A 12893-nucleotide genomic window follows, 5' to 3' on the forward strand; every position below is an offset into this window, starting at 1 on the left:
CTCGAATGCTTTGAATATCGGGAGTTCGGGAAGCTTAAGCGCACTGGATAAGAAAGAACTTTTTGATGAAAAAATCACAGATACTCGCCAATACAATTAAGAATCAGATAGAGCAAAACATCTGGTTGAGTGGTGAGAAGATCCCATCAATTAGAGACGCATGTAAGCGCTATAAACTCAGTATCGAGACGGTGCTGCAGGCGTATCAACAGCTCGAAGACCAAGGCTATGTGCGCTCAAAGCCTAAGTCTGGCTATTTCGTGTTACCGCGTAGAAATGTATTCACCTCAGAACACGCGCAACAGAAAGTCATTAAGCCGTATCCCGTTAAAATCAGCGATCTGCTTTACGATGTACTTCAACGAGCCAAAGATCCTAGCATCATTCCACTGAGCTCGGCATTCCCAGATCCTGCTTTGTTTCCGCATCAAGCATTGTCGCGCAGTTTAGCTAATGCTAGTCGTCAAATGCCAGATAACAGCATGCTCACTAATTTACCGCCAGGCAGTGAAACGTTACGCAGGCAAATCGCCCAACGCTATCAAGTTCAAGGTTTGAACGTCCTACCTGACGATATCGTGATTACTTCTGGAGCTATGGAAGCCCTAAATTTATGTCTGCAATCTTGCACGGAGCCGGGTGATTTAGTCGCGATTGAGTACCCAGCGTTTTACGGTGTGTTACAGACTATTGAAAGACTAAACCTCACCGCTGTAGAGATTCCAACAGACCCGACTACAGGGATTGATTTAGATGTGTTGGAGTCGGTGTTCGCTTCAATGGACATCAAAGCGTGTTGGTTCATGACGGAATCTCAGAACCCAGTTGGTTATTCGATGAGTGACAGTAACAAGCAAAGGTTGGCTGAGTTGGTGAACCAACATAAGATCCCGATGATTGAAGACGATGTGTATCGAGAACTTCACGTCGGTAATCAAAGCTCATTGCCTGCTAAAGCCTATGACACTGGCGAACAAATCATGTTGTGTGGTTCGTTTTCCAAATCGCTATCACCGGGCTTTCGAATCGGCTGGGTAGTTGCACGTAAACAAGCGTTAAAGATTCAACGATTACAGCACTTATCGACACTCTCCAGCAGTATTCCGATTCAGCTTGGCTTGTCTCACTACCTTACGTTTTATAGCTATGACAACCATCTAAAAAAACTTCGCAAGCTTTTGAATGAAAGGAAGAAGGCGCATATATCACTTCTCGAATCCAGTTTGCCTACGAGTGCTCTGATTCAAAAAAGCCAAGGTGGTTACTTCCTTTGGATAGAGTTGCCTAATTCTGTTTGTGTAGAGAAGCTTTATGAGCGAGCACTTGAAAACAACATCTCTGTTGCGCCGGGAATTATATTCAGCAGCGACAAAAAGTTCTCTCATCATATTCGTCTCAATTGTTCGTACGCTTGTGACGACAAAATAGCAGAAGCCATTCGTACGCTAGGTAGTTTGATTCAGACCATGGAATTGCAAGCCAATAGTTGCAGCTAAACTCTGACCAGTCGTTCGTCTAATAAGTAAATCTGTTCTGTTTTTTAACAATCAATCTGTTCTAGTTTGGTTGGTGAGAACTGTGCTGAAATACGTTCCAATTCTTAATATGAAAGCCATCATTATGATGTTTGGAGCTTAAATGTTTGATGTAGTTGAATTGTCGCGTTTACAGTTTGCGCTAACCGCTATGTTCCACTTTCTTTTCGTCCCTCTGACTATCGGTATGTCGTGCTTACTGGCGATCATGGAGTCGATCTATGTACTCACCGGTAAACAAATTTATCAAGACATGACCCGCTTCTGGGGCAAACTGTTCGGCATTAACTTTGCTTTGGGCGTAACAACAGGTTTAACCATGGAATTCCAGTTTGGCACCAACTGGTCTTACTATTCTCACTATGTCGGCGATATTTTCGGTGCACCTTTAGCCATCGAAGCGCTTGTCGCGTTCTTCTTAGAATCCACCTTTGTCGGCTTATTCTTTTTCGGTTGGGAAAGGCTATCGAAACGCCAACACCTTGTAGTGACTTGGCTGGTGGCTCTGGGCTCGAGCTTTTCTGCACTGTGGATTTTGGTTGCAAATGGTTGGATGCAAAACCCGATTGGATCAGAGTTCAATTACCAAACCATGCGTATGGAAATGACCAGCTTTGCCGAAGTGGTGCTCAACCCTGTCGCTCAAGTTAAATTCCTGCATACCGTGGCCTCAGCGTATACCTGTGGCTCGATGTTTATCCTTGGTGTGAGTTCATATTACTTACTGAAAGGTCGAGACATCGCATTTGCAAAACGTTCTTTCGCTGTGGCTGCATCTTTCGGAATAGCTTCTATCATTTCGGTAATCGTACTTGGCGATGAATCTGGTTATGAGCTGGGTGATGTCCAAAAAGTAAAACTAGCAGCGATTGAAGCGGAATGGCACACCGAGCCTGCACCGGCTGCATTTACATTATTTGGTTTACCAAACCAAGAAGAAGGTAAAACCGACTTCGCGGTAAAAATCCCTTATGTGATGGGCATTATTGCAACGAGATCTTTGGATGAACAAGTGACGGGTTTACACGATTTGCGCGACCAACACCTCGTCCGCATTCGCAACGGAATCATCGCTTATGAATTGCTAGAACGTTTACGAGCTGGCGATACCTCTTATGGGACAGAACAAGCATTCGATCAAACTAAGCACGATCTCGGCTATGGCTTATTACTTAAGCGTTACACAGATACCGTAACCGATGCGACTGAACAGCAAATCCAACAAGCGGCAGATGATTCGATTCCAACTGTCTGGCCTTTGTTCTGGTCATTCAGAATCATGGTGGGTTGTGGCTTCATTATGTTGTTTGTCTTTGGTGCGGCCTTCCTGCAAACCTACCGTAAAAACATCACTCAAAAGCCTTGGTTATTGAAGGCGGCACTTTGGTCAATTCCATTACCTTGGGTGGCAATCGAAGCAGGTTGGTTTGTTGCGGAGTATGGTCGTCAGCCGTGGGCGGTCGGTGAAATCCTTCCTGTTGCAGTCGCGGCTTCTTCTCAAACCGTTGAAAACCTGCTTACGTCTCTCGCGCTTATTATTAGCCTATACACAGTATTTATTATTGTTGAAAGTTACTTGATGATTACCGTTGCTAAAAAAGGCCCAAGCAGTTTAAAAACGGGTCGCTATCACTATGAACAAAATACAACTTCACTTGAAGCCAAATTGGCACAACAAGTTCAACAATAAGGTGACTGACTCATGTTCGAATATGACACATTGCGTTTAATTTGGTGGGTTCTGATTGGTGTACTGCTGATTGGTTTTATGATCACCGATGGTTTTGATATGGGAGTGGGGGCGTTGTTACCGTTTATTGGTAAAACGAACGCTGAAAGACGAGTCATGATTAACTCCATCGCGCCCCATTGGGACGGCAACCAAGTTTGGTTAATTACCGCAGGTGGTGCGTTGTTTGCGGCTTGGCCTTTGGTTTATGCGACATCGTTTTCAAGCCTTTATGTGGCGATGTATTTGGTACTTATTTCATTGTGGTTGCGTCCTTTGGCGCTTGAGTATCGAGCAAAGATCGACAGCGATCAGTGGCGACGGGTGTGTGACCTAGCTATCTCTTTCTCAGGCTTCTTGCCACCTATTTTGTTCGGGGTGGCGTTTGGCAATTTGATGCAAGGCTTACCTTTTACGCTCAATAGCTTTTTAATGGTTGAGTACCATGGTTCGTTTATCGATTTGATTAACCCATTTTCGCTTTTGTGTGGTCTGGTTGGGTTATTGATGGCGCTGTTACAAGGCAGTGCGTGGTTGATGATGAAAACCACAGACGCAGTGTACAAAAAGGCAAGAACGGTGACGCAGGCGAGTGCTGTATTTGTCGCTTTCCTTATGGTGATTGGCTGTATGGCGATAAACCATATTGACGGGTATCTAATAGTCAGTGCGATGGATCATAGCTCGGCTTCGAATCCTTTGAACAAAGAAGTCGTCAAACAAGCAGGTGCTTGGTTAACCAACTTCGATACGTACCCTTGGATGTGGTTTGCGCCGATCGGCAGCGTGACCATTCCTTTACTGGCTTTAATTGGCGCAAGGTTGAAATGGGATGCGATTGCTTTTATTAGTTCAAGCCTGACTAACGCTTGCATCATCTTAACGGCTGGTTTCTCGATGTTCCCGTTCATTATCCCGTCTAGCGTTAACCCGAGTAATAGCCTAACGCTGTGGGATTCAACCTCCAGTGAACTGACCTTGAATATCATGACAGGCGTGGCGTTTGTGATGGTGCCAATCATTCTGTGTTATACCGCGTTCAGTTATCGAACCATGTTTGGGCGACTTGATAGCGAGTATGTCGAACGTAATGGCCATTCACTGTATTAAGGAGTTTTTCATGTGGTATTTTGTTTGGATATTGGGCTTATTTCTAGCCTCTGCTTTTGCGGTTTTGAATGTCATCAGTTTAGAAAAAAGTGACTCAGAAACGGAGTTATGATTGACGCTTTAATTCATAAAAAGACCAGAAGCATGATGCTCTGGTCTTTTTTATACCTTTAAATCATGGCTATGCTGCTTTATTAGTTAGTGGCACAAAATGGTAAGACTCGAATCGAGTGAATGACTAGAATTATCTCAAACGAAACAAGTGAATTAGGGCGGATTCTAGTCACTTTATCTTATTCGAATGGATGCTTTGAAAGCTCGAAAGAGGATTATTTTATGTACGAACTAACACTGATTCTAAGCCTAATGATGGGTGGAGCTGATAGCACAGCAGAAATGGAAGTTAACACCCAATTTACGACTCTTGAGCAATGTAATCAAGAAGGCGCAGCGCTAGCTGAGAAGCTAAATGCCACAGACCTTAAAGTCATGCAAGTTCAATGTCAGCGTGATTAACTAGATCAAGATGAACTAGTTAGATCATGATGAACCAAAGCTAACTAACTCCATAGATTTGGCGGCGTGGGCACACCCGAGGTGCCCAAATCAAATTACCTCCAGTTTAACTAACCTTGATTCCTCAAATGTACTTCTTCAGATCACCCACATACATTCCCCACATCAGTTCAATAAAAACAATTTCATCTAACCTATTGTTAAATATTTACTATTTGATAGTGTGTCTAGGTGCACATTAAGGATGTGTTTCATATTGAGCGATGAAAATAGTAGGAGTTGCGATGAGTATTATAGTGAGACGGTCTGAACCGTCAGATGCAAAGGGAATCAAAGAAGTTTACGAATGCACTAATGCTTATACCGGTACGCTGCAACTCCCAAATCCATCTCTGGAAAGCTGGCAAAAACGAATCTCTAATATGCCTGACAACGTGTACTCGTATGTCGCGATGATCGACGATGAGATTGTTGGCAACTTGGGAATGGAAGTGTGTGTGAATCCAAGAAGACGACATGTGGCTTCATTTGGTATGGGTGTTAAAGACGATGTGTTAGGCAAAGGTGTGGGTAGTCAATTGCTCGCAACAGCAATCGATCTGTGTGATAACTGGATTAACATCAAGCGAATGGAGTTAACGGTGTACACCGATAACGAAAGAGCGATCAGTTTGTATAAGAAGTTTGGTTTCGTGATTGAAGGAGAGTCCGCAGGGTTTGCTTTCAGAAATGGCGAATATGTGGCGGCTTACCACATGGCTCGACTGGTATAGCACTTGGCTACACAGTTAGAATTTACGGACAGATAATAAAACGCCACGTTATTTAAACGTGGCGTTGGCTATTCAAATTAGCTGAAGCTTTTAACCGCTTCAGTATTAACCTTAATTAAGCCGTTAGTGGCTCAAGGTTCGCAGGACGGTAGTGTACTGATTTTAGTACTTTACCTTGGCGAACCGTTTTACCTTCCGATACGAAATCTTCCGCACACTTAGCGATGATGTATTCGCCTTTTTGAACCGCCATCAGCTTGATGTTCTGCTCAGCATAGAAAGCTTCTGTTTCAGCGTATTCTTTTTCGTTGCGACATACTTTGCTCATGTTGCTTGAGTGTACTTCGTCCCAGCAAGGTAAGAAGTCAATTGAGCGGTTTTTAGAAACATTCAATAGCAGGTCGATCAGGTAGCTGATTGCTAGGTTGTCTTCAACCCTAGCTTGGCCAAGGTGAACCAGACGCCCCATCAAAACATAAACGCTGTCTACAATAGCGTCCGCTTGTTCGATTTTTGAGTCAGCTTCTGCAAGTTCTGTTAGTTCTTCGATCGCTAGAGAGGTATGTAGCGTATCGCCTTTTTCGTCCATTGTTTCAGGAGCAGCAACAGGCAGATCAAAAGTACTGCGGAACTCTTCAATGTCGCGGTAAAGGTGATCGTAGATTTCTTGGCTTAGTTGAGAAAGGTTCATTTTCCTATCCATTCTGTTTCGTTAATGGATTATTTTACCAAAGCTAGGAATAGGGTGCTAACGCAAAGTCGAAGAAGTCGACTTTTATTCATTGGACCAATGAGGTATTTTGCATACAAACCAATTGATTATTATGTTTTTTTACCCTTTACTCTTTTTAATATACCAAATGTTGATGTTGCCATTAACTTCTGCAGTAGTGGAATCCCTGTTATGAACCAAGCTAGTGAAAGCGAAATTGTTATACGCCGCTTGTATCAAATTACCAATGATTACCGGAAGGGCTTCGATATTCAGATCGCTCAGCTGCTTATCATGGGGCTTGAACGCTTCAACCTTGATATTGGTATTTTGTCTAAAGTCGATGGTAATTCTTATTTAGTCGAGCACTGTGTTACGCCAGAAGGGGTTGAACTCAACACTGGCGACACCTTCGATTATCGTTCGACCTATTGCGAAATTACGTGTAAATCAATCGGCCCTATCTGCATTGAACATTGCGGTAAACACGATAAATATGCAACTCATCCTGCTTATCAGTCTTTTGGGTTAGAGTCTTATATTGGTATCCCGATTTTCGTTAATGACGAGCTTTATGGCACCTTAAATTTTTCAAGCCCGGCTCCTTATCATCGTGAATTCAAGGAGTTCGATATCGACGTTATGAGGTTAATGGCCTCATGGATCGAAGTGGAACTGGTTAGAAGACAGCAAGAGCGAAAACTCAAAGAGCTGAATGAGAAGTTAGAGTACCAAGCTATGTACGATCCTTTGACACACTTGCCGAATAGACGTTGCTTGTTCAAAACGTTGAACGCAGAAGTGGAGCAGTTAAAAGGATCTTTAGGAAAGGGAACCTTAGCGGTTGTCGACATCGATTTCTTTAAACAGGTTAATGACGCTTATGGTCATCAAATGGGTGATGTTGTATTAAAGAAAGTGGCGAACGTGCTGAGCAATAACACTCAAGAGGGTGAATTTGTGGCGCGCTTTGGTGGCGAGGAGTTCATTCTTTGGTACCCCAATAAAACACCAAGTTGTGTTGAAGATAAGTTCATGACTCTTTTAAAAGAGATGAAGAAAATTACACTGGATAGAAAGCCTGTCACTATATCAATCGGTGCGTGTCATTTTGAGTTGAGTACTGGGGATACTAAAGGGGAAAGAATGTCGGCGTTAGATAAGCTCATCAAAGTTGCCGATGAATGCCTGTACATTGCGAAACAAAATGGACGAGATCAGTTCATTTCTCGTCCATATCATCAAGAACGCTCAGGAATATGAGCCATCTTGTTAAGCGATTAACTGAACAGGTAAGGGAACAGTTGACGACGTTCCGCTGGTGTTAAAGATTCAACTCTCGCGATGTTGGTATCAGGAATCGCTTCAGGGTTAGGGTAGTGCTTCAACACCTTTTCCATGCTTGCTTCACGAATCAAATGGTAAACCGGATACGGAGAGCGGTTAGTCAGATTTTCATCGTCTTCTGGATCCGCACCACCAAAGCAATAGTCTGGGTGGAAGGTTGCCACTTGGTAAACGCCTTCCCAATCTTCTTGCTTGATCAACGCTTCAATCCAATCAATGAACATGTTGTAGTCGAAGAAATCTTGCAGCATGTTAGGTACAACCACCAATGTCGTCTCTAATTCAGCAACTGGCGTGTTATCTAACTCAACGAAATGCGCCATGATGTCTTCCAACAACGCTTCTTCCGTATTTGCTTCACTCACAAAGATCTTAATCTGTTTATTACGTTGTGGCTTGGCTGCGAATGGACACAGGTTTAGGCCAATAACGACATCGTCTAACCACTGTTTTACTTGGTCGTGGATGGTTTGAAGATCTGTGCTTTGAGTGTTCGACATAACAGGTTCCGAAATGAAATTTTGCGTAGGATATCAGAACGGACGTCAATCAAAAGCAATAATTGAGTTACAACCTCTGTCGCACTTATGCTTGTGCGAGTTTAGAGGCCGATACTTGAAGTTGTTTTAATTGGTAGACCCAAGCAAATATCGCAACATAGAAGATTGAACCACCCGCAATCACGCCATTCCAACCGAACAGTTGCCAGCAATACAAGAGTAAGAAACCACCTAAGCTCCCGCCAATGTAGTAGTGAACTAAGTAAAGTGCAGTTGCCGTCGCCTTAGCGCTTGGTGCTTTTTGACTTACCCAAGAGTAGGCAAGGGTATGGGCGAAGAAAGCGCCGCCACTAATCAATAACAAGCCTGCTAACATGAACGGGACTTTGTCGACGGCAGAAATTAGCATTCCGATTAAGCTAATACACACGCCCATCAATATTCCGCTTAACGGGTCAAAACGAAGTGTCCATTTGTTGGAGAGCTTAGAGCTTACCGTACCGGCTAAGTAACATAGGAATATCAGTGAAGCTAAGCCAACAGGCACTGAGTGAGGCGCAGATACTAGCCTAAAGCCCATTACCGAATACAGGTTAACGAATAGGGCGAAGTTAGCGCCACCAATCAACATCGCGAGCCACAAGGTACGGTTTCTTAAGTGCATAACAACTGAGCGGTTATGATGAAAGAACAACCCTTTCTGAGGTTTGAAGTTTTGTTGGTCAGGCAAGCTATACGCAATATAGAGCGCGCCAAGTAAAGAGCCGACCACAAAAAACAATACCGTAGCGTGCCAGTCAAAGTAATCCGTGATTAAACCTCCGAGGACACGTCCGAAAATACCACCCAATGAGTTGGCTGCAATATAACCGCCGATCGCGACTGCGAATGCTTTGGGTGATAACTCTTCGACCATATAGGCAACCGCCACGCCCGCAAAAGCAGCGACTGCGATTCCCATGAATGCTCTGGCAATAACAAGTTGTAGTAGAGTGGTTGTGAACACCATGCTCACTCCAATCAAAGGAATAGCGAACAGACTGAACAGAATAATGGGTTTTCGACCAAAGGTTTCAGAAGCGATTGCCCAAGGCACCAAGCTAATCGAAAGGCCAAGTGTTGTCGCGGCAAACAGCCAGTTGATTTGAGTTTCAGATACTTGGAAGTGCTCCGCCATGTGCGGCAAGATAGGCTGAAAGAGGTAAAGGTTACAGAAAATGATAAATGAACCAATCGCCAATGATTGGGTGATACGTTTGTATTGAGGACTGCCTTTATCAAACATTGACGTTGTGCCTGCGCAAGTTAGTAAGCTATTTGTGAACAAGTTATCAGTACAGGTGTGATTAAAGAAATATATTAAAGATATCACCTCCATATATAAAATATATCGCCATGCTTGAATCAAAACCACTTCGACATTTTCTGGCTGTTGCTCAGTTTGGTAACTTCACTCAGGCTGCCAAAGCGTTGTATATTGCACAGCCTGCATTGAGTATCTCCATTAAAAAACTAGAACAGACGCTTGAGTTGATTCTATTCCGTCGAGGCGATAAATCCGTCACTTTAACGGAGGAGGGCAAAGTACTGTTTGAGCATGCGAAGCGAATCGCCCAGCAGTTTGATGATGCTCAGCTCGCGATGAATGAACTAAAGGGACTAGAAAAAGGCGAGGTTCGATTAGGCGCTCCAAGTATGATGGGCAGTTACTTTTTCCCCCAAGTCGTGATGGCATTTAAAAGCCAATACCCAAACCTAAAGTTGACCTTGATTGATGCTGGCACCGCATCGATTCGTGAAATGCTGTTAAACGGCGAACTCGATATTGGTGTAATTAATCATGAGAACGTCCCTGATGATTTGGAAACGGATCATCTGTTAAGTTCTGAGATGGTCGCCGTTGTCGGTAAGGAGCATCCGTTAGCACAACAGCCTTCGATGACCTTTGAAGAATTCTTTGCTCAAGAGTTGATCATGTTCAAATCGGGCTATTTCCACCGCGATTTTATTGATGCGACCTGTAAGAAGTACGATCTTGATATGACCATTGCGTTTGAAACCAACTTGCTCCCGATGATTCTTTCTATCGTTAAACAAGAGTTTGCGATCACCGCGCTGTTGAGCTTAGTGACAGAATATGAAAAAGACGTGATAGGCGTGCCATTTAAAGACCCTGTAAAACTGAATCTATCGTTGGCCTGGAGAAAGGAAGGGTATTTGTCGAAAGCCGACAGAACCTTTATTGATTTCGTTAAGCGGTATGTGTGATTGAGTAAGATATAAATAAACAAAGCCCGAACATCCTAGATTGGATATTCGGGCTTTGTTGTATAAAAGTATGACTGGCTCAGAACACGTTAGGTGTTCTTTGAGTTATACATCTTATCGAAGTTCTTCTGATTCCAGCCGACCATCACTTGGTCACCGATTTTCAGCACAGGGATAGAGCGAGCACCCATCGCCTGTAATTCTTTACGGCCACGCTGCATTTTTGCATTCGTTAGGCGATATTCAATTTTCTTCGAATCCAAATAGCGTTGTGCATCTTTACAGTGCGGGCATTTGTCTGCGACGTACAATACAACACGTTTCATTTTTACAATCTCTTTTTGAGTGTAGCTCTTGGTGAATCTCGCTAAAGTGTAACGAATCCTAGGTGATTAGAAAAGTGTGATCAGTTACACTATCCGGCTCAATTTTCAAGACCACAACATATTGTCGTGGTGTAACTTGTACGGTCTTTCAGCATGCATCCTTCTTTACGCTATATCCAAGGCTACCCGAAGCACATTCTCGACCCGGTAACTCAACTTGTTGAATCAGGTAAATTGGTGCCGTGGTTTGAAGCTCGCTACCCAAAGAATCATGAAATCAAAAGCGAGAAAGCCCTGTTTGACTATGCGATTGAGATTAAAAATCGCTACATGAAAAAAACGCCACCGATCAGTAAAGTGATTTACGACGGTAAGATACACCTAATTAATAATGCATTAGGTCTGCACTCTTACGTCGCGAAGAATCATGGTGGAAAGATCAAATCGAAGAACGAAATTCGTATCGCCAGTGTTTTTAAAAATGCACCAGAACCTTTGCTGAGAATGCTGGTGGTGCATGAACTGGCGCACATCAAAGAGAAAGAACACGACAAAGCCTTTTACCAACTATGCTGTCACATGGAGCCGGAATATCATCAACTTGAGTTAGATGCCCGTTTATTCATGATGTATTTAGACTTAAAGAAGTAGCCCAATGAGCCAATCACAAAATAGAACTACGCTAAGCCTGTCGAAAAACAGCACCTCATCTGCAAAAACAAAAGACAACCAAGCTGATAAAGGTAACCGTAAGCACGGTGATATTAAGCCAAATGCCGGCAAGCCAAGCAGCGACAAGCGTATTTCTACAAAGAACACATCAGACCGCAAAAACAGTACTCCCAAAGGTGCTGACAACAACAAAGCAAAGCGACCTTTTGCAAAAGATAGCAAAGGTAAACCGGGTGCGAATAAAGGATCATCGAATAAGGGTTCTTTCAATAAAACTGCTTTTAACAAAAACGCAGCCCAGAAAAGACGCTCGACTGAAAAGCCCCAAGGTGGATTGCACCTAAGAAACCAACATACAGGTCGCTATAACTTCGAGTTATTGGTTGCAGCATTGCCTGAGCTAAAAGAACACCTGATCAAGAACCCGGTGGGCGAAGACACCATTAATTTCTCTGATCCATTAGCCGTTAAGCTACTTAACAAGGCTTTACTGGCGCATCACTATGGCGTTAAGCATTGGGATATTCCTGCTGGCTACTTGTGCCCGCCAATTCCTGGCCGTGCAGACTACATTCACAGAGTGGCAGATATCCTTAATAGCGATGGCCAAGGTGAACCTTATAATCATGCTTCTGTGAAAGCACTAGATATTGGTGTTGGTGCAAACTGTATTTACCCAATCATTGGTGCGACAGAGTATAAGTGGCGCTGGACAGGTACTGATGTCGATTCAGTCTCCATCAAAACAGCGAACTTCATTGCGGAAAGTAACCCTAATCTAAAAGGTAAGATTCGAGCTCGCCTGCAAGCCGACTCAGAATCTATCTTTAAGGGCGTGATTAAGGATAATGAACGTTACGATGTCACAATTTGTAACCCTCCATTCCATAGCTCTCTAGAAGAGGCGGAAAAGGGATCACAACGTAAACTGGATAACCTAGCGGCAAACCGTGCTAAGAAAGCCGGTCAGTCGTTCAAGCCAGAAACGAACAAGAAGCCAGTTAAGTTAGACAAATCAACTACGCAAAATAAACCAACTAAGCAAGATAAACCAACCTTAAACTTTGGTGGCCAAAAGTCTGAACTTTGGTGTCCGGGTGGTGAAGCAGCTTTCATCATGAAGATGGCGAGAGAGAGCCAGCTTTTTGCTACTCAAGTATTGTGGTTTACGACATTGATCTCTAAGAAAGACAACGTTGATATGGTTCGTTCAGAGCTTGGCAAGCTGAGAGCTAAACAAGTAAAAGTGGTTGAGATGTCACAAGGCCAGAAGGTGAGTCGCTTTATCGCATGGACCTTTATGGACGACGAACAAAGACAAGAGTGGATTGCGCTTAAATAACAGACTGTACTTAGTTAAGATATTAAGTTGATATTACGAACGGGCTTGTTGTTAACGCAACAA

At 43.4% G+C, this 12893-nt stretch carries 14 protein-coding genes; 10 read left to right on the forward strand and 4 right to left on the reverse strand.

Going from position 1 to position 12893, the window contains the following annotated elements:
* Positions 1-65: 65 nt before the first annotated feature.
* The 6 genes from AC3CIA_RS07200 to AC3CIA_RS07225 all read left to right on the forward strand — a co-directional run bounded on the left by AC3CIA_RS07200 (position 66) and on the right by AC3CIA_RS07225 (position 5663).
* Positions 66-1496, forward strand: coding sequence for an aminotransferase-like domain-containing protein (locus tag AC3CIA_RS07200; RefSeq protein ID WP_488518779.1), 1431 nt, complete (start codon positions 66-68; stop codon positions 1494-1496).
* 142 nt (positions 1497-1638) lie between these two features.
* Positions 1639-3225: a cytochrome ubiquinol oxidase subunit I gene (locus AC3CIA_RS07205; protein WP_488518780.1), complete on the forward strand. Its 1587-nt coding sequence runs from the start codon at positions 1639-1641 to the stop codon at positions 3223-3225.
* A 12-nt stretch (positions 3226-3237) separates the two neighbouring features.
* Entirely contained in the window at positions 3238-4374 is a 1137-nt protein-coding gene (gene cydB, locus AC3CIA_RS07210; RefSeq protein ID WP_114633413.1) for a cytochrome d ubiquinol oxidase subunit II, read from the forward strand.
* Between the two features lie 10 nt (positions 4375-4384).
* Entirely contained in the window at positions 4385-4486 is a 102-nt protein-coding gene (gene cydX, locus AC3CIA_RS07215; RefSeq protein WP_017109819.1) for a cytochrome bd-I oxidase subunit CydX, read from the forward strand.
* Between the two features lie 224 nt (positions 4487-4710).
* On the forward strand, positions 4711-4890 hold the full coding sequence (locus AC3CIA_RS07220; RefSeq protein WP_171312900.1) for a hypothetical protein: 180 nt from the start codon (positions 4711-4713) through the stop codon (positions 4888-4890).
* Positions 4891-5174: 284 nt separating this feature from the next.
* Entirely contained in the window at positions 5175-5663 is a 489-nt protein-coding gene (locus AC3CIA_RS07225; RefSeq protein WP_017068284.1) for a GNAT family N-acetyltransferase, read from the forward strand.
* A 115-nt stretch (positions 5664-5778) separates the two neighbouring features.
* Here AC3CIA_RS07225 and AC3CIA_RS07230 read toward each other — a convergent pair whose 3' ends face one another.
* On the reverse strand, positions 5779-6354 hold the full coding sequence (locus tag AC3CIA_RS07230; protein WP_488518781.1) for a nucleoside triphosphate pyrophosphohydrolase family protein: 576 nt from the start codon (positions 6352-6354) through the stop codon (positions 5779-5781).
* Positions 6355-6567: 213 nt separating this feature from the next.
* Between AC3CIA_RS07230 and AC3CIA_RS07235 the strand changes: the two genes are divergently transcribed.
* A complete protein-coding gene (locus AC3CIA_RS07235) occupies positions 6568-7638 on the forward strand; it encodes a sensor domain-containing diguanylate cyclase (RefSeq protein WP_488518782.1) in 1071 nt (356 codons plus the stop codon).
* A 17-nt stretch (positions 7639-7655) separates the two neighbouring features.
* Here the strand turns inward: AC3CIA_RS07235 and AC3CIA_RS07240 are convergent, their stop codons facing one another.
* Both AC3CIA_RS07240 and AC3CIA_RS07245 read right to left on the reverse strand, forming a co-directional pair.
* Positions 7656-8222, reverse strand: a complete 567-nt coding sequence (locus AC3CIA_RS07240) for a DUF1415 domain-containing protein (protein WP_171312903.1) — start codon at positions 8220-8222, stop codon at positions 7656-7658.
* Positions 8223-8307: 85 nt separating this feature from the next.
* Entirely contained in the window at positions 8308-9507 is a 1200-nt protein-coding gene (locus AC3CIA_RS07245; RefSeq protein ID WP_488518783.1) for an MFS transporter, read from the reverse strand.
* A 110-nt stretch (positions 9508-9617) separates the two neighbouring features.
* Here AC3CIA_RS07245 and AC3CIA_RS07250 point away from each other — a divergent pair, with 110 nt between their 5' ends.
* Positions 9618-10490, forward strand: a complete 873-nt coding sequence (locus tag AC3CIA_RS07250; protein WP_488518784.1) for a LysR family transcriptional regulator — start codon at positions 9618-9620, stop codon at positions 10488-10490.
* 89 nt (positions 10491-10579) lie between these two features.
* On the opposite strand, the gene AC3CIA_RS07255 is transcribed toward AC3CIA_RS07250, so the two are convergent.
* The gene (locus AC3CIA_RS07255; RefSeq protein WP_004734934.1) at positions 10580-10816 is read right to left on the reverse strand and encodes a glutaredoxin family protein; all 237 of its coding nucleotides are present in this window, start codon (positions 10814-10816) and stop codon (positions 10580-10582) included.
* 153 nt (positions 10817-10969) lie between these two features.
* On the opposite strand from AC3CIA_RS07255, the gene AC3CIA_RS07260 reads away from it, so the two are divergent.
* Both AC3CIA_RS07260 and rlmF read left to right on the forward strand, forming a co-directional pair.
* On the forward strand, positions 10970-11467 hold the full coding sequence (locus AC3CIA_RS07260; RefSeq protein ID WP_004734935.1) for a YgjP-like metallopeptidase domain-containing protein: 498 nt from the start codon (positions 10970-10972) through the stop codon (positions 11465-11467).
* A gap of 4 nt (positions 11468-11471) precedes the next feature.
* Entirely contained in the window at positions 11472-12830 is a 1359-nt protein-coding gene (rlmF, locus tag AC3CIA_RS07265) for a 23S rRNA (adenine(1618)-N(6))-methyltransferase RlmF (RefSeq protein WP_488518785.1), read from the forward strand.
* Positions 12831-12893 lie beyond the last annotated feature (63 nt).

The sequence above is a fragment of the Vibrio sp. QJM3NY_27 genome, assembly GCF_057785955.1.